Annotated in this window: 12 protein-coding genes and 1 pseudogene; 12 read left to right on the top strand and 1 reads right to left on the bottom strand. The window is 74.8% G+C overall.

The window, feature by feature from the left end; all coding sequences use genetic code 11:
- The 12 genes and pseudogenes from ACSNOH_RS12835 to ACSNOH_RS12780 all read left to right on the top strand — a co-directional run.
- The coding region (locus ACSNOH_RS12835; RefSeq protein WP_436721399.1) for an acyl carrier protein at positions 1–315 on the top strand (315 nt) is incomplete at its 5' end.
- Positions 312–1094, top strand: a complete 783-nt coding sequence (gene fabG / locus ACSNOH_RS12830; protein ID WP_436721398.1) for a 3-oxoacyl-ACP reductase FabG — start codon at positions 312–314, stop codon at positions 1092–1094. The genes ACSNOH_RS12835 and fabG, both read left to right, overlap by 4 nt.
- Positions 1095–1362: 268 nt before the next feature.
- Positions 1363–3189 (top strand): Hsp70 family protein, encoded by a 1827-nt coding sequence (locus ACSNOH_RS12825; protein ID WP_436721397.1) that lies wholly within the window; start codon positions 1363–1365, stop codon positions 3187–3189.
- A 9-nt stretch (positions 3190–3198) separates the two neighbouring features.
- Positions 3199–4107 carry a hypothetical protein gene (locus ACSNOH_RS12820; protein ID WP_436721396.1) on the top strand — a complete coding sequence of 303 codons (909 nt, stop codon included), beginning with the start codon at positions 3199–3201 and terminating at the stop codon, positions 4105–4107.
- Entirely contained in the window at positions 4104–5171 is a 1068-nt protein-coding gene (locus ACSNOH_RS12815; protein ID WP_436721395.1) for a hypothetical protein, read from the top strand. The genes ACSNOH_RS12820 and ACSNOH_RS12815 overlap by 4 nt, the downstream gene beginning before the upstream one ends.
- Positions 5164–6495 carry a patatin-like phospholipase family protein gene (locus ACSNOH_RS12810; protein ID WP_436721394.1) on the top strand — a complete coding sequence of 444 codons (1332 nt, stop codon included), beginning with the start codon at positions 5164–5166 and terminating at the stop codon, positions 6493–6495. The genes ACSNOH_RS12815 and ACSNOH_RS12810 overlap by 8 nt, the downstream gene beginning before the upstream one ends.
- Positions 6496–6516: 21 nt before the next feature.
- Complete coding sequence (locus ACSNOH_RS12805) at positions 6517–7284, top strand: glycerophosphodiester phosphodiesterase family protein (protein ID WP_436721393.1); 768 nt, start codon at positions 6517–6519, stop codon at positions 7282–7284.
- A 36-nt stretch (positions 7285–7320) separates the two neighbouring features.
- On the top strand, positions 7321–7848 hold the full coding sequence (locus ACSNOH_RS12800; protein ID WP_436721392.1) for a DUF4231 domain-containing protein: 528 nt from the start codon (positions 7321–7323) through the stop codon (positions 7846–7848).
- A gap of 70 nt (positions 7849–7918) precedes the next feature.
- Positions 7919–8323 (top strand): CU044_2847 family protein, encoded by a 405-nt coding sequence (locus ACSNOH_RS12795; protein ID WP_436721391.1) that lies wholly within the window; start codon positions 7919–7921, stop codon positions 8321–8323.
- 3 nt (positions 8324–8326) lie between these two features.
- The gene (locus ACSNOH_RS12790) at positions 8327–10477 is read left to right on the top strand and encodes a trypsin-like peptidase domain-containing protein (RefSeq protein WP_436721390.1); all 2151 of its coding nucleotides are present in this window, start codon (positions 8327–8329) and stop codon (positions 10475–10477) included.
- Positions 10474–11422 (top strand): annotated as a pseudogene (locus ACSNOH_RS12785) (AAA family ATPase). Before ACSNOH_RS12790 ends, ACSNOH_RS12785 begins: the two are co-directional and overlap by 4 nt.
- 2 nt (positions 11423–11424) lie before the next feature.
- Positions 11425–14817: an SAV_2336 N-terminal domain-related protein gene (locus tag ACSNOH_RS12780; RefSeq protein WP_436721389.1), complete on the top strand. Its 3393-nt coding sequence runs from the start codon at positions 11425–11427 to the stop codon at positions 14815–14817.
- On the opposite strand, the gene ACSNOH_RS12775 is transcribed toward ACSNOH_RS12780, so the two are convergent.
- Positions 14806–17772, bottom strand: coding sequence for an AfsR/SARP family transcriptional regulator (locus ACSNOH_RS12775; protein ID WP_436721388.1), 2967 nt, complete (start codon positions 17770–17772; stop codon positions 14806–14808). The two genes, ACSNOH_RS12780 and ACSNOH_RS12775, sit on opposite strands and share 12 nt — an antisense overlap.
- Positions 17773–17828 lie beyond the last annotated feature (56 nt).

The following is a 17828-nucleotide window of genomic DNA, read 5'->3' as shown; positions in this document are numbered from 1 at the left end:
CCCCACATCCCCCCTCACATCCCCGGAACGAAAGGCACCGTCATGACCGCTCAGCCCACCGTCAACGCCCTCGACGTCGAAGAGCTCCGCGCCGTCGTCGCCGACGCCCTCGAACTGCCCGTGGAGGAGGTCACCGACGAGGCCCGCTTCAAGGAGGACCTCGACGTGGACTCGCTGATCTCCCTGGAGATCGCGGTGCGCATCGAGGAGCAGTACGGCATCCGCATCGACGACTCCGACCTCGCGGACCTGGGGTCCTTCCGGCTCGTCAGCGAGCTGGTGCGGGACCGGGTCGCGGGCAGGGAAGCGGCATGAGCGCGGCGGCCCGCGCCGTGCCCGCCGGGACGGACGGCGCCGGGCGGCGGCCGGTGGCCCTGGTCACCGGCGGCTCGCGCGGCATCGGGCGGGCGGTGGTGGCACGGCTGGCCGAGGACGGCTACGACGTCGCCTTCTGCTACCGCTCCGACGCGGACGCCGCCGGGGCCGCCGCGAAGGCGGCCCGGGCGGCGGGCGCCCGCGTGCTCGCCCGGAAGGTGGACGTCGCGGAGGCCGCCGCGGCCCGGGAGTTCGTCACCGCGGCCGTCCGGGAGCTGGGGCCGCCCGACGCGGTGGTCACCTGCGCGGGCATCACCCGCGACCGGCCGCTGGCGCTGATGGCCGACGAGGAGTGGCGCGAGGTCATCGACACCAACCTGCACGGCACGTACCACGTGTGCCGCGCGGCCGTCTTCCCGCTGATGAAGCGCCGCAAGGGCGCGATCGTCACCCTGTCCTCGGTCGCCGGCGTCCACGGCAGTGCGGCGCAGACCAACTATGCCGCCTCGAAGGCCGGCATCATCGGCTTCACCCGCTCGCTCGCCAGGGAGGCGGGGAAGTACGGCGTGCGCGCCAACGTCGTGGCCCCGGGGCTGATCGCGACGGACATGACGGCGTCCCTGCCGGAGGCGGTGGCGAAGCGCCACCTGGAGCAGATCCCGCTCGGCCGGGCGGGGACGCCCGAGGAGGTGGCCGATCTGGTCGCCTACCTCGTCTCCGACCGCGCCGCGTACGTCACCGGGCAGGTCGTCGAGATCAACGGAGGGCTCCCCGGATAACGCCCGCCGGGGCCCGTCGCGACGCCCCGGCAAAGATCGTACGGATATATCTATGGAATTCTCTGAGCTTCCCCTGAGCTTTCCCCTATAGGTGTCAGTGCCAAGGGAATTCATTCCCCGGGCCCCGCCGGGCGGCGGCGGAAGTCATTCCGCGAACGGTCTCCCCGCCACCCTCCGTGACGTGTACCCTCGGGCACCTGTCGGCAACTGTGCGGAGCTCGGGGGACCCATGACGCCGTCAACACGTGGTGCGACTTTCAAACCCAAGGTGATCGTCGCGATCGATTTCGGAACGCACGGCACCGGATTCGCCTGGGCGACCGTTTCCGCGCTGCAGGACTCGGCCGGGCACCGGGTCGTGGTCTATCAGCCGTTCACGCAATCGGGAGGCCACACCTACCCGAAGGACCTGAGCGCCGTTCTGGTGAACCGGGCCGGCGATCCGGTGAAGTTCGGGGAAAAGGCGCGCAACGCCTGGGACCGGGAACTGGCCCGCGGAAACCCGCAGGCTTTCGGTTACGCCAGCAAGTTCAAGATGGCAATTCACGGGCGCGAGGGAAAGTCGGACATCCCGGAATTCCTCGGCAGCCTGGCGGGCGCCCGGCGCGACACCGTGAAGGTTCTGGTCACCGCCATGCTCACGCACGTGCGCGGGGCCGCGCTGGAGCAGATCGGGCGTTATGCCGTCGGCGGCGCCGCTTATACCGCCGACGAAATCCGCTGGTGCCTGACCATTCCGGCCATGTGGACCGAGGCCGACCGCCAGTTCATGCGGTCGGCGGCCGTCTCCGCCGGCCTGCCGGGGGACGCCGAGCGGCTCCTGCTGGTGCAGGAGCCCGAGGCCGCGGCCGTCTACTGCGCGCTCAACGCGGGCACGGTGCTCGGCCCGGACCGCCCCGAGGGGCAGCTGGAGGTCGACACCCCCGGCAGCCGCTTCATGGTGGTGGACTGCGGCGGTGGCACCGTCGACATCACCAGCTACCAGATCCGCGCCGAGGACGTCGGCCCCGGCCAGCTCAAGGAGACCCGCGTCGCCGACGGCGACCGCCTCGGCTCCGCCTACGTCAACCACGCCTTCGTGACGGACATCCTCGCCGACCGCTTCGGCGAGCAGCAGCTCAAACAGCTGATCGCGAACTTCCCCAAGGAAATCGGGCAGCTGGAGACGGAATGGGAGACCGAGAAGGTCCGGCTCGTCTCCGAGACCGCCGCCGACGGCACTCCCGTGATCACGGACACGGTGCTCATCAGCATTCCCGGCAAGATCTGGGACGCCCTAGACGCGGGCACCCGGACCCGGCTCACGGTGCTCGCCTCCGGCGAGACCCACTACATCGAGATCACCGCTCACGAGGTCACCACGCTCTTCGAATCCGTGGTGCGGCCGATCCTGGCCACCATCGAGCGGCAGCGCGCCGCCGCGTCCGGCGACGGGCCGGCCGTCGGGCGCGAACAGATGCTGCTGGTGGGCGGATTCGCGCGTTCGACGTATCTCCGCGACCGCATCGCCCAGCGCTTCGGCCACGAAGTGCGTGTGATCACGCCGATGGACCCGGCGGTCGCCGTGCTCGGCGGCGCGGTGCACTTCGCCTACGACCCGTCCGTCATCTGGGGGCGCCGCTCCAAATACACCTACGGATTCGGCTGCAGCATGCCGTTCCGGCACGGCATCGACCCCCAGGAGAAGTTCTTCATCGACGACGACGGCAACGAGAAGTGCAACGACCGGTTCGTCGTGATGGCCCGGCGCGGCGACCTCGTGCCGACGGACCACAAGGCCGTGAGCACCGTCGCGGTCTTCCCGACATGGACGACGGTCCAGGTGACCATCCACGCCACGTACGCGCACGACCCCGACTACACGGACGAGGAAGGCTGCGAGGCCATCGGAAAGGTCATCCCCGACATCTCGGGGTCGGTGGGCCTGCCCACGAGCGAGCGCTCCCTGGACGTCGCCTTCTCGTTCGGGACCACCGAGATCGAAGTGGAGGTCCGCGACCGCCGGTCGGGGGCCGCCCGCCGGGCCGAGGTCGCCTTCGACGACCTCTACGGCCGCGGCAGCACCGACCGGCCCGAGACCCCGCAGGGAAGGTGAGCCAGGACCATGTACGAACAGCGCTGGAACGACCACGAGGCGCCGCAGGAAGCGCACCCCGCCCCCTCGATACGGGCGGCGGCCGGCGGCCAGTACCCGGAGGAGTGGTGGCTGGGCCGGCTGAACGACCTGCAGCAGCGGCTGGCCGCCGTGGAGGCCTGGCAGCACAACGTGGACGCCCGGGCGGAGCAGCAGGCCGCGAAGGCGAGGAGGGGCATCGGCTCCTCCTCGCAGACCGACCTCGCCCACCTGCGCGAGACGGTGGGCCGGGTGTCGGACGGCGTGACGGCCATGGCCCACAGGGTGGACCACCTGGAGGCGAGACTGCGGCAGGCGGAGGTCCTGCTCGAACGGCTGCGCTCCGCGGGCGTCAGGGACGCCATCGCCACCGGCGAGGCCCCGAGCGACATGCACCGGCGCCACGCCCAGATCAAGGAGCGCTACCAGCGCCTGATCGACCAGGACCTGCGCGGCCTCGCCAAGGAGCTGTGCCCCGCGGACGGCAGGCAGTGGGACCAGATCGCCGGGGGCCTGCAGGCCGCGCGGGCCCGGGCGGTCGGCGAGACCGTGCACCTGCTGTTCGCCGGCGCCCAGCACGGCACTCCGGCCACGGCCGAGGGCGTGCAGTCCGCGCTGGCGCACCGGGGCTACGCGACGGAGGGCGCCGAACTCCGCCTCCGCAAGGCCGTCGATGCGGCCAACGGCATCGTCCGGGACATGGCCGACGTGGACCTGCCCGCCTCCCTGCTGTTCGACGTCGACGTCACCCTCCTCGCCGAGGGCGAGTACCAGCCCTACAACCGGCAGGACACCGGCGTCCCCGGCTTCCTCGTCGCACCGGCCTACGCCGTCCGGGGCGAGGCCCCGGAGAACCACCTGAAGGCCTTCGTCTTCCTGGCCGCGGGCGAGGCGCCGTGACGCCCCCGGACGACTCCCTCAGCCTGGAGATCGTGGCCCGCGGCGTGCCGCTCGTCGACGACCGGCTGCTCCTCGAGCTGACCAACGACCTGCACACCGCGAACGACCTCACCCGCGCCGCGGCCCGCGAGGGCTTCTTCGCCCGCCTCCTCGGCCGGGCGACGGGCCGCGACCGGATCCGCGAACGCACCGTCCGGGACCGGACGCTGAGCTCCCAGCAGCTCACGCTCCGCTGGCTCACGCACCTGAGCGAGCGGATGACGGTGACCGACCTCGTGGTGGCCGAGGTCTCGGAGGAGGTGCACGACGCGAAGAAGCGCATCGAGCGCGTCGAGGAGGCCGGCCAGTGGTCGGCGGCCGCGATCGGCGAGCTCGGGGCGATCCTCGGCAGGCTGGCCAGCGACACCGGCCGCTTCCTGTCCGACCACGAGCGGCGGCTGGCGGCGCTGGAGGCCGAGCTCGCGCTGGACCGCGCGGCCCGGCGCTGGCGCCGGCCCCGGCCCGACCCCGGGCTGCCCTGGCTGGTGGGGGCGGTGCTGCTGGCCCGTGAGGTGGCCTCGGGGCCGGCGGGCACGTACGCCTTCACCGGCGGCGAGACGCACATGCAGCGGCAGCTGGTGGAACGCATGCTGCAGGACCCGCCGGTGCCGTGGTTCGAGGGCGTGAAGTCGTTACCGGCCATGCTCACCGCCGTCGTGCGCGAACTGCCCAGCGAGAACCACCGGCTGATGGTGGCCGAGCTGCTCGGCCTGGGCGTGGCCGACGAGCTGTCGGACGCGGTCGGGCCGCTGACCTCCGCGCTGGCCCGGGCGACGGAGCTGGCCGTGGCGGGCGCGGACCCCGAGGACGCCGCGCGGGCCGCCCTGCGCGACAGCAGCGGCAGCGGTGACCTCTTCCTCCCGTCCAGCCTGAGCGTCGAGCAGCTCGTGCGGCGCATCGTGGCCGAGCAGTTCGCGGAGGCGCGGCAGCGGCGGATCCGGCTCCGCAAGCACGCGGAGAGCGACGGCGAGGGCATCGACCAGGGCGGGCCGGGACGGGACGGGGGTGTGACGCGCAGTGAGTGATGCGCAAGCGACGAGTGACGCGCAGGAACGGGGCGGCGCGCAGGAACCGGACGGCGCGGGCGGCCCGGCGGAGGATCCGGCCGCCGGGCAGGTGCTGGACGGCGGGCCGGTGCCGGATGACGGGGAGCTGCTGGACGGCGGGGAGCTGCTGGACGGCGGGCCGGTGCTGGACGGCGCTCAGGACATCGCGCGGGCCTTCGCCGGCTGGGCGGCCCGCGCCGACCGCGTGGCCGCCGGCCCCGCCGCGCCCGTGCCCGTGGCGCGGCGGGCCGCCGAGGAGCCGCGCACGGCGGCCGCCGCCGCCCGGCCCGCGTTCCCCGCGCCCGGATCGCTGCGCATCGGGCTCGTGCTGGCCGGCGGAGGCGCCAAGGGCGCCTACGAACTGGGCGTGTGCGACTACCTCGCCGAGATGGGCCTGGAGATCGCGGCCGTCGCCGGAACGAGCATCGGCGCCCTCAACGGCGCCGTGCTGGTCGGCGCCCCGGACCTGCGCACGGGCACCCGGCGCCTGGCCGGGTTCTGGGAGCGCTTCTCCACCCGGTCGGGCGTGACGCCCTTCGCCGACCAGGGCCTCCCGCTCGACGAGGCCGGGGCCGCGGCGGAGGGCACCGCCCGGCAGGCCCGGCTGCTCGCACCCAGGCTGCTGGGCCTGCGCAGCCGCGTCGGCATGCTGGAGGAGCTGGTCCGCGAGGCGGTGGACGCGGCGGCCATCCGGGCCGGCCGCCCCCTGTGGGTGGCCGCGTACCCGCTCGTGCGCACGCCCGCCCTCCCGGTGCGGCTGCGCCACCTCGTCGAGGTCCTGCGCTGGCTGGGCGGCGCCAAGGGCGCCATCCTGCGCCTCAACGGGCTGCCGGAGCACCAGATCCGGGAGGCCGTCCTCGCGAGCGCCGCGCTGCCCTTCATCTTCCCGTCGCGGGTGGTCGAGGGCTGCACCTACCTCGACGGCGGGCTCGGCGGGCCGGGCGACCGCACGCCGGTGCGCGCCTTCGCCGAGCAGGAGCACTGCGACGTCGTGGTGGTCGTCCACCTGCACCCCGACGCCGTCGTCAGCTCGCACCCCGCGGGCCCCGCCACCCGGATCGACATCCGGCCCAGCGTCCCCATCGTCCCGCCCGGCCCGCTGGGCCCGCTCACCGGCATGCTGTCCTTCTCCCCGGACCGGGTCCAGGCGCTGCGCAGGCTCGGCTACCGGGACGCGTGGGTACGTTTCGAGGAGCTCCACCACCTGCTCGGCGTGCACAACTCCCTCTCCCTGGCCGAGACGCGCATGCTCGCGGCGTTCCAGCGGCTGTGCGACGCGCCCCGGCCCGCGAGTCCGTCGTGACGTCCGCCCCTGGAGGCCCTCGTGCGCGATCTCCCCTGGCACCTGAGCCTGCCGATCGCGCACCGCGGCCTGCACGGCGGCCCGCAGGGCGCGCCGGAGAACTCGATGGCGGCGTTCCTTCGCGCCGCCGCGCACGGCGTGCCCTTCGAGCTCGACGTGCAGCTGACCAGGGACGGCGCGCTCGCCGTCGTGCACGACGCGGCGGTCCGCCTGCCGTCCGGGCGCGAACTGCCCGTCACGTCCCTGACCCTGGGCGACCTGCGCGCGCTGGCGTCCACGGAGCCGGGCGCGAGGGGGCCGGTCACGCTGCCCGAGGTCTTCACGGCGGTGGCCGGGCGCGTCCCCGTCATGGTGGACGTCCGCCGCTGGGGCCCGGCCGGGGCGGCCGGCCTGGAACGGGCCGTGACGGGCGCGGTCCGCCGCTACGACGGCCCGGTCGCCGTGCAGTCCTTCGACCCGCGCACGGTCCACCGGCTGCGGCGCGCGCTCCCCGGGGTGCCGGTGGGGCAGATCGCGGGGGCCCTCAGGTCCGCGCCGCCCCTCCTGCGCCCGGTCGGCCGGTCCATGGCCACCAACGCCGTCACCCGCCCCGGCTTCCTCAGCTTCGAGCTGGACGCCCTGCCGTCGCGGGCCCTGCGCTTCTGGCAGCGGCGCGGGCTGCCCGTCATCGGGTGGACCGTCCACTCCCCGGAGCAGGAGCGGGCCGCGCGCGAGTCGGTGACGAACGTCTTCTTCTCCGGATACCTGCCGTCGGCGTACGCGGCGTTCCCGCCGTCACCGGCCCCGTGAACGAGTGAGTGAGTGCGAGTGAGCCCGAAGAAAAGTGTGCTGAGAAAACTGGGCCTGCGGTTCTCCGCGCCCCGCTGGAAGAACTCCGAGGACGGCTTCACCGCCGCGACCGAGCGCTACGTCCTGGACGTCATAGACTTCTACGACGTCCGGGCCGCCTGGCACCGGCGCTTCTACCGGCTGAGCGGCGCCGTCGTGATCCTGGCCGGCGCGGCCCTGCCGGTCCTGACCACGCTCGACTTCACCGGGAAGAGCGCCGCGATCTCCGGCGCGGGCTTCCTGGTGGCGATCACCACCGCCATGAAGAGCCTCTACCGCTGGGACGTCTCCTGGATACTGCTGCGGGAGACGGAGATCGAGCTGACCCGCGTCTATCTGCAGTGGCGCGCGGGAGGCCTCGGCCCGGACCGCGGCGACGGCTCCTCCCGCTCGGCGAACGCCCTCCTGGACGCGGTGTTCCGCATCCGCCGCCGGGAGTCCTCGGAGTTCTTCAAGAACCTCCCCGACCCCGGCCCGGCCGTCCAGCCGGTCAACGGCGGCACGGGCCACCGCGCGGCGCGCTGACACCCGGCCGGTGTGAGAGGAGTTCACAGAAGCGCACCCACGGTGAGGCGGTGGTCAGCACAATGTCAGGATGCCGAACTACGCCGAACTCCGCCTCGCCGACGGCACGTCGGTGCGCTTCGCGCTCTCCCCGGCGGAAGGCGCCCCGTATTCGCCCGCGCCGGACCCGGCACCGGCTCCCGGCGAGGACCTGCCCGAGGGCATGGGCCGGAGCGTGCCGGTGGCCCGGGGCGACGGCCGGGGCGCCGTCGCCGCCTTCGCGGTGGACACCCTGCGCCGCACGCTCCAGCCGCTGGGCACCCTCCTGCAGGAGGTGCACGACGCCGTCACGGCGTCGGATCCCCCGCCCGCGGAGGTGGAGGTGAGCTTCGGCATCCAGGTGGGCCACGACCTCAAGCTCGGCATCGTCGGCGGCAACGGCCAGGCCCACCTCACCGTTTCGGCGAAATGGCAGCCGCAACCCCGTACGGAGTGACACATGGGCTGGTTCCGCAGCACGGCCCCGGGTACCGCGGACCCGCGCCGCCTCGTCGCGTCGGTGGCCCGGATCCGGGACGGCCGGTCCGCGGGCGCCGGCGTCCTACTGACGCCCGATCAGCTGCTGACCTGCGCCCACGTCGTCAACGACGCTCTGGGCAGGGACCTCTTCGCGACCCGCCATCCGGCCCGCGAGCCCGTCCGCGTCTCACTGCAGGGGCCCACGGGCACCCGCAGACTCGAGGCCCGCACGCGCTTCTGGATCCCTCCGCGCCGGCTCGACGGCGTGCCGGAGGTGCGCGCGGGCCGGGACCCGGAGTGGCTCGGCGACCTCGCCGTGCTCCAGCTCGACGAACCCCACGCCGACGCGACCGCCCCGCCGCACTGGCAGCCGATGAAGGAGGGGCAGGTGCTGCGCGCCTGGCACGGCACGGGCCTGCGCAGCTCCTTCGCCGACGTCGAGGTGACGGCCTGCGACGGCACCATCGGGTACGTGGACGGCGCGTGCACCGGGATGCCCATCGGCCCGGCGTACAGCGGAGGCCCGCTCTGGTCGGCCGTGCAGCAGGCCGTGGTCGGGATCGTGGCCGCCCACATCATGCCGCCGGAGGACCCGGCGACAGGCCTGCCGGCGCCGTTCAGCAGCCAGCACGTCGCCCGCCGCAGCTGGGGCATTCCCTGGCAGCGCGTCGAGAGCGAGCTGCGGGCCGCGGGCGCCGGGCGGCTCTTCGACGGGCGCGAACCGGACCCGGACGACCCGGCGCTGCCGGTCCTGACCGACCTCATCGAGACGCTGGTGCCGTCGCCCACGCTCCGGGCGGACTACGGCCGGGCCGTGGCCGACCGCTGCGGGCTCGGGTACCGCGACGACGGCTCGGCGCCCACTCCGGAGGAGTTCGCCCAGCTGCTGGTGACGGAGCCCAAGGCGCTCGCCGCGATGACCGAGGTCCTCCGCCGCCAGGACCCCTCGTCCGTGGCCCGGCTGCTGGCCGCCGGTCAGCTCTCCCGCACGCCCCGGCTCCTGTCGCCGCTGGAGCACCGCAAGCTGCGCAGGATCCTCGACTCCCTCCCCGAGGCCGTCCTGGGACGGCTCCCGGAGGCCGTACGGGCAGCGCTGCCGCTGGCCGCCGCGCTCCCTGCCGGCGAGGGGACCGAGGAGATGATCGACCACTTGGAGTGCCTGCTGGGCGACAGCCGCGCGGAGACGGAGGGCCTGCGGGTGCCGGGACTGCTGCGGGTCATGGAGTACATGGCCGTGCTCTGCCCGTCCGCCCAGCAAGCGGGTCTGCGCCTGTGGTGCGACGGGGTCGCGGAGCGGCTGGGCATCCCCCGTTCCGCGCTCAGGGAGAGACGCTCCGACGCCGACGACTGGGCGGTCGCCCTCGCGGCACGCACCGCCCCGCCGCGCGTGCTCGTCGAGGTGACCGGCGCTCCGGGGGACCGCTACCGGCTCCGGGTGTGGTGCGACGAGGGCGCGGGGCTGCGTCAGCTGTCGGACGACGGCGGCGTCACCTACAGCCGGGCGGAGGCGGCGCGGGAGCTGCTGCGCGTCCTGGAGTCCGCGCACCGGGGCTCCCCGGACCGGCGCCCTGTGGTGGAGGCGGTCGTGGACCGTGCCGGGCTGAACCTGCCGATCGACGAGTGGGAGGGGCAAGGGCCGGACGACCTGGTTCCCGGGGTGCTGGGCGCGGAGTACCCGGTGGTGGTCAACTGCCCGGAGCTGCTGCGCCGCAACGAGCGCTTCGTGCCCGACTGGCACCGCCGGTGGGGGCGGCTGGACTCCGGTAGCACGCTGCTGTTCAGCGACCCGGCGCCGGGACAGCGGGAGGTCTACGGCACGCTGATGGACCGTCTGGACGCCGTGCGGGTCACCGTGGACGTCCAGCCCGGCGCCCGCGACGGGATCGTGCAGCTCTGCCTGGCCGTGGGCATACCCGTGGTCCTGTGGGACCGGGGCCCGGTGCAGGAGCCCCACGCCGTCGGCCGCATGGCGGAGGTCACCACCCGCGAGCTGCCCGAGGGAACGCGGACCTATCGCGCCAAGGCCCTGCAGCGGCCCGGCGAGTTCCCCGGCCGCCCCGTCCTCGCCTGGGCGGACGCGGACCGCGCCGCGCCCATGCTGCTTCTGTCCGAGCCCGAGGAGAGCATATGAGCACCGGACCGGCCGACGACTGGCGGATCTTCCGGGGGCGACGGCGTCCAGCGCACCGCCGCCATGCCGCCCGCCCCTCCGTGGCGGCGGTTCAGGACGCCCAGCCGGGCACCGGCGCCGCTGCCGTACCTCATCTGCCCCGAGCACGCCGACGTGGTCAACGCCGCGCTGCACCTGCGGCGCCCGCTCCTGGTGACCGGCCCGGCCGGCACGGGCAAGTCGTCGCTGGCCCGGGCCGTCGCCCACGAGCTGAACCTGGGCGAGCTGCTGCGCTGGCCGGTCAACAGCCGCTCCAGCGTGCAGGACGCCCTGTACCAGTACGACGCCATCGGGAGGCTGCGCGAGACCACGCTGAGCCGGGACCGCGACGAGCCCGAGCCGTCCATCGGCAGCTTCATCCGCCTGGGCCCGCTCGGTACGGCGCTCGTGCCGGCCGGCAGGCCGCGGGCCCTGCTCGTCGACGAGATGGACAAGGGTGACGTCGACCTCCCCAACGACCTGCTGACCGTGTTCGAGGAGGGCGTCTTCGAGATACCCGAGCTGATCCGGCTGCCGCAGGAGATCGCCGTCGTGGACGTCCTCACGGCCGACGACGGCATCGTTCCGGTCGAACGGGGTCACGTCCACTGCACCGAGTTCCCCGTCGTCGTCATCACCAGCAACGGCGAGCGGGACTTCCCGCCCGCGTTCCTGCGCCGCTGCATCCGGCTCGACCTGCCCGTGCCGGACGAGAAGCGGCTGCGCGCCATCGTCCGGGCGCACCTCGGCGACGACGCGCTGCGGGAAGTGGACGACCTGATGCAGGCCTTCCTCAGGCGCCGGGCGCCCGGCGAACTGGCCACCGATCAGCTCCTCAACGCCGTCTTCCTGCGCGTGGGCGGTGTAGACCTGGACGCCGACGGGCTGCTGGAGGCGGTGCTGCACCGGCTGACGGGAAGCATCTGACGGTGACACCGGCGGAGCGGCACCTCGGCGCGGTCCTGCGGATCCTGCACGGCGCGGGCCACGGAACGGACCTCGACGAACTGCTCGACGTGCTCTGGCTCGCCGGGCGGCTCGGCGGCCCCGCCGCGGAACTGCCGCTCGCGCGCGCCGCGCGCCGCAGCGGTCCCCCGCCGACGGCGGGCCCGGAGCCGGCCGGCGGCCCGGACACGCCGGGCACGGACGAGGCCGGCGGCGTTCCCCCGGCCGTGGACGCCCTCGACCGCACCGCGCCGGAGCTGCACGCCGCCCCCTTGCCGGAGCCGCGCAAGCAGCGCGGCCGGCCGCACGCCCCGGCGGCCACGGCGGCGGACCCGCCGGCCCGGGACAAGCCCGCGCTGCCCCTGCGGGTGCCGGAGGACAAGGCGCTCCCCGACGAGCTGAGGATCGGCCGGGCGCTGCGGCCGCTCAAGCAGAAGCGCCCCAGCCTGCGGCGCCAGGAGATCGACGAGGGCGCCTCGGCCGCGGCCGTGGCGGAGACGGGACTGCCCGACGTGGTCATGCGCCCCGCGCGCGAACGCTGGTTCCACCTCGTGCTCGTCGTCGACGACGGCCTGTCCATGCTCCTGTGGCACCGGCTGGCCGTGGAGCTGCGCACGACGCTGCAGCGGCTGGGTGCCTTCCGGTCCATCCGCGTCTTCGGCATCGGCACCCGCGCGCCCGGCCCACCGGTCCTGCGCGGCCACCCCTTCGCCCCGGACAGCTCGACGATGTCCGCCTCCGTGCCCACCGACCCGTCCGGGCAGACCCTGATCCTCGTCGTGAGCGACGGCATGGGCGCCGCCTGGCACCGGGCGCCCGGCCCCGGCAGCATGCACGACACCCTGCTGCACTGGGCCACCAGCGGCCCTGTCGCCGTCGTGCACGCCCTGCCGGCCGCCCTGTGGGAGGGGTCCGGGATCCGGGCCGAGCGCTGGCAGGCCACGACGCGCCGGCAGGGCGGCAGCAGCAGGGCGTGGCAGATCACCGACCGCGTGCTCCCGCCCGGTCTGGCCGACTTCGCCGGCGTGCCCGTTCCCGTACTAGAGCCGTCCCCGGACGCGGTGCACGCCTGGGCGCGGCTGATCATGTCTCCGGGCACCACCGTGGAACTGCCCCTGCTGTCACAGCCAGGACGCCGCCGGCCGCTTGCCCCTCCGCGCGAGACCGGCAGCGTCCAGCACTTCCGGGACGCGGCGTCACCCGGGGCGTACCGGCTCGCCGCGCACCTCGCGGCCGTCTCTCCCGTGTCCATACCGGTCATGCGGCTGGTGCAGTCGGCGGTGCCGTGGCGGGCGACCACGGCGGAGCTGGCCGAGGTGTTCCTGGGCGGGCTCCTGCGCCCGTTCCCGGCCCCGGTGCCGGGCCCGCTCCCCGCGCAGCACCGGGTGTTCGACTTCCCGGAGACCGTCAAGACCGCCCTCCTCGACGCGGTGCCGCGTGCGGAGCTGCTCCGGACGAGCCGTCACATCGGCCGCCGCCTCGCGGACCTGGCCGGCCGCTCGCCGGACTTCCCCGCCTGGCTCGCCCACCCGGACGGCGCGGACCGGCTGCCCGCCGCCTACCGCTCGTTCACGGCGGTCGAACGCCGGCTGCTGACGCGGTTCGGGGTGACGGTCGAACCGCCCGGACCGGCGGGCCCCGGCATGCCGGAGGCGGACTGGCCCGGCGAGCACTGGGAACCGCTGACCGCCGCGGACCCCCGGCAGCTGGGCCGCTACACCCTGACGGGGCGCAGGCCCGGCCGGCGCACAGTCGTCTACCGCGGCCGGGGGCCCGGCGGCGAAACGGCCGCGGTCTGTACGGCTCACCCCGACATGCCGTCTTCCACGGACCAGCTGGTGGCCACTCAAGCGGAGGTGCTGCGCCGGCTGGACGGACGCTACGCTCCGGCGCTGCTGGCCACGGGGCTGAACGACTCGCCCGCGTGGATCGCCATGCAACTGGTCACGGTCCCCGGGCTGGACGACGCGCCACCCCGGCTGCACCATCTCCTGCGCACCGTCTCCATGGACGTGCTGACCAGCATCTCGCTCGCCTGGCACCTGGCGGGAGCACTCAGTCTCTGCCATCTCCAGGGCGTGGTGCCGGCCGGGCTCAAGGCCGACTCCGTTCTCGTGCTCGGACGTTCACTGCTCCTGACCGGGCTGTCCGACGCCGCGGTGGACGGCGCATACGCCGGGCCCGGGCCCGTGCCGACCGAGGCCGAGAACGTGAAGTCCCTCGGCGAGCTGCTCCTGCTGATCAGCAGCAAGAACCGGGAGACGCTGCCGGGCCTGGAGAACGGGATGGAGCTGTGGCAGGGCGACACCTGGCGCCCGCTGCGCGTGCTCGTCGCGCGCTGCCTGGCGACGAACCCGGACGACCGGCCCGCAGCGAGCGAGGCGGCGGGGGTGCTGGCCCGGTACGTAGCGATCGCCAACGAGCTGGCGGCACGCGACGGGCAGACCCAGGGGGTGCGCAGCGCTCGGCCGGCGGGCGGCCCGGCTCTGCGGCAGCCGCTGATCCGTACAGCGGCGCCCGGGCCCCTCGAAGACGGCTCCGCGGCCCGGATCGGGCGGCGGTTCCGCCTGTTCGCCGCCGACAAGGCCACGTTACGCGGCCTGCTGGACGGCATCCGTACGCCGCTCGCGTGCAGCCGGCACATCACCATGATCGGCGCCCACAGCGGCTGCGGCCGCGTCACCACGACGCTCACCCTGGGCTCGGTGATCGCGGCCGTCCGGCAGGAACCGGTTCTCGCCCTGGACGGGGCGCCCACGCTGGGGGCCCTCTACGGGCGCCTCACGCACCGCAATTCCGCGACGCTGCGCGACCTCGTCCGGCTCCCGGTGACGGCCTCGCACGCGGACATCAGCCGCTTCACCACCCACGAGCCCTCGGGCCTGGAGGTCATCGGCCACGGCGCCGCCCGTACGGTCCCGAGCCCGGCGTACGACGACGAGTACCGCCGGGTGCTGGCCATGGCGGGGCAGCACTATCCGGTGATCCTCACGGACTGGGCCTCGGCCCGCCTGGGTGCCACCGCGGAGGCCGTCCTCGGACTGACCGACCAGCTGGTGCTGTGCTGCACGGCGACGAACCGGTCCCTGGAAGCGGCGCGGCAGCTCATGCGGGCCCTGCGGGACGACCACCCGGATCTGGTACGGAAGGCCGTCGTCGTCGTGGCGAAGCTGAGCGGTGTCGAGGCGACGCTGCGAGGCGGTGAGGTCGTCGAGCGCTTCGGCTACCCGCAGCCGCGCGCGGGGGTGCTCGTCCCTTTCGACACCCATCTGTCCAGCCGGCGCGAGATCCAGCTGGGGCGGCTCAAGCCCCGGACGGCGGACGCGTTCGTGCAGCTGGCATCGCTGGTCGTCGCGGGCCCGGACTCAGCTCGCTGACGGCGCACGGGCCGCGAGCAGCTCCCGCACCGCAGCCGCCTCCGGCACTCCCAGGCGTTCGAAGAGGGTGAGGGCCTCGCTCAGGTGGGTGCGGCCCCGGCCGGGGTCGCCCAGGCGGGTGCGGGCCCGGCCGAGGACGGCCAGGGCCAGGCCCTGGCAGTAGGTCTTGCCCAGGTCGCGCGCGATGGTCAGGGACTGCTCCGCGCACGAGACCGCGTCCTGGTCGCGCCACTCGGCCAGGCGGCACTCGGCGAGCCGGGCCCAGGCCAGGCCCTCCCAGCCGCGCTGCTGCTGCTCGATGAAGGCGCCCAGGGCGTCCTGGAGCTGACGGGCGGCCAGGTCGGGCCGGCCGGTCTTGTGCAGGACGCAGCCGTGCTGGTAGAGGGTGAGCGCGATAGTCGGGCCGTTGCCGGTGGCCCGGGCGATGCGGACGGCCTCGGCCGCGTCGCGCTCGGCCTCGCGGGGCTGGTCCAGGGCGAGGCGGACGCGGGCGGTGTTGGCGAGGACCCGGGCCTCGCTGCCCTGGTCGCCGAGGCCGTCGCACAGCAGGCGGGCCTGCTCCAGCAGGGGCAGGGCGCGGGCGGGGCGGTCCGTGGCGAAGCAGAGGATGCCGAGGGCGTTGGCGGCGAGGTGGCGGCACATGGGGTCGCCGGCGGCCTCCGCGAGCCGCAGCGCTTCGGACAGTTCGCGCTCGGCGGCCTCGTACACGTCGGTGAAGTAGTGCAGGTTGCCGAGGGTGTAGCGGGCCCGGGCCTCGACGCGCAGGTCGCCCGCCGCGTGCGCGGCGACGGCGGTCAGCTCGGACAGGCGGCGCAGTTCGTCACGGTGCGCGGGGCCCTCGATCAGGCCCGACCAGGTGAGGAGAAGGTCACCGGCGGGGCGCAGGGCGCCGGGCAGTTCGCGTACGGCCTGGGCGAGGGTGGCGGCGAGCGTGATGTGCTCGCGGCGCAGCCACCCGCGGGCCTCGTCCGCGTCGGCGAAGGCGGTGCCGGCCGCGGTGACGGGGTGGAGGTGGCGGTGCAGGGCGTGGTCGGGTTCGAGGATGCGGGAGGCGTTGCCGACGGTGGCGAGCAGGTGGTCGAGGAGGCGGGCGACGGCGGCGTGGCGGTCCTCGGCGGCCTCGGTGTGCTCGGCGCGGCGACGCGCGTAGAGCCGCAGGAGGTCGTGGAAGCGGTAGCGGCCGGGGGCGTAGGACTCCAGCATGCCGGCGTCGGCGAGGCCCTCGGCGAGGTCCTCGGCGGTGAAGTCGTCGGTGCCGAGGAGGACGGCCGCGGCGGTCAGGGGGAGGTCGGGGGCGTCGGCGAGGGCCAGCAGGCGGAAGGCGCGGGCCTGGTCCGGCGGGAGGTGGGCGTAGCCGAGCCGGAAGGTGGTCTCCACGGTGAGGTCGCCGGCCTGCAGTTCGTCGAGGCGGCGGCGTTCGTCGTCGAGGCGGGCGACGAGGGAGGCGACGGTCCAGCCGGGCCGGGAGGCGAGGCGGGAGGCCACAATGCGGACGGCGAGCGGCAGGTGGCCGCAGGCCGCGGCCAGGGCCCTGGCGGCGCGCGGCTCGGCGGTGACGCGCTCCTCGCCGGCGATGGCGGCCAGCAGCGAGAGCGCCTCGGCCTCGCTCGCCACGCCGACGTGGAACTGCCGGGCTCCGCCGAGGGTGACGGCCCGGGAGCGGGTCGTCACGAGCACGGCGCTGCCGGCGGTGCCGGGGAGCAGCGGGCGGAGCTGGGCGGCGTCGCGGGCGTTGTCGAGGAGGAGCAGGACGCGCCGGTCGGCGAGCACGGAGCGGTAGAGGGCGGCCCGCTGTTCCAGGTCGTCGGGGATGTCGGACTCGGGGACGTCGAGCGCCTGGAGGAAGTGGGCGAGGACGCTGCCGCTGTCGGCGGCTTCGTCGCTCGTGCCGCGCAGGTCGACGTAGAGCTGGCCGTCCGGGAAGCCGGGGCGCGCGAGGTGGGCGGCGTGGACGGCGAGGGTGGTCTTGCCGACGCCGCCGATGCCCGTGAGCACGGCGATCGGCACGGCGGGCCCGGCGGCTCCGGTGAGCGCGCCCTGCACCTCGCTCAGCAGCTGCTCGCGGCCGGTGAAGTCGGGTATGCCGGCGGGCAGCTGGAAGGGGGCGCCGGCCGGTCGCCGGCCCTCGGCGGGCCCGGCGGCGGGGGTGCCGGCCGTGGGCAGGGCGAGCGCGGGATCGCCGGCCAGCACCTGGGCGTGCAGCCGGGTCAGCTCGAGGCCGGGCTCGACACCGAGCTCCTCGACGAGCAGCCGCCTCGCGTCGGCGTAGGCGGCGAGGGCGTCGACCTGGCGGCCGCAGCGGTAGAGGGCGAGGACCAGCTGGGCGCGCAGCCGCTCCCGCAGCGGGTGCTCGGCGGTGAGCGAGGTGAGCTCGGGGACGACTTCGGTGTGCCGGCCGAGCGTCAGGGCGCAGTCGAAGAAGCCCTCCTGGGCGGCGAGGCGCGCTTCGGAGAGCCGGTCCTGCTGGCGCTCGCAGTACGGGCCCGGGAGCCCGGCCAGCGCGGTGCCGTGCCACAGCTTCAGTGCGGCGGCGTACGTGTCGTGGGCCGTCGCGGCGTCGCCCGCGGCGTGGGCAGCGGTCGCCTGCGCGAGCAGGCGCTCGAAGACGTGCGCGTCGACGCGCTCGGGCGCCACGTGCAGGGCGTAGCCGCCGGCGACGGAGACGAGGACGGTCGCCGGGGTGCGGGCGGCGCGGCCGGGTTCGAGGAGGGCGCGCAGGCGGGAGGCGTAGGTGCGGACGGTACCGAGGGCCTGGGGCGGTGCGTTCTCGCCCCACAGGGCGTCGATCAGCTCGTCGCTGGAGACCGTCGCGCCGCCGCGCAGCAGGAGGACGGCGAGCATGGCGCGCTGCTGGCGCGCCCCCAGGTCCACGTGGCGGTCGCCCGCCAGCGCGCGGACGGGGCCGAGCAGCTGGAAATGGAGCAGCGGAGCGGTCGGCTCCGTTGTATCCCGCATGTCTCCCCCGACCGTGCCGTGCCGGCTCCGTCCGGCGACAGCGGTGACAGTACCTC

It is taken from the genome of Streptomyces sp. URMC 127 (genome assembly GCF_051386535.1).
Taxonomy (GTDB): domain Bacteria; phylum Actinomycetota; class Actinomycetes; order Streptomycetales; family Streptomycetaceae; genus Streptomyces.
The sequence above is the reverse complement of the archived record's forward strand: the minus strand, read 5'-3'. Positions and strand labels throughout refer to the sequence as shown.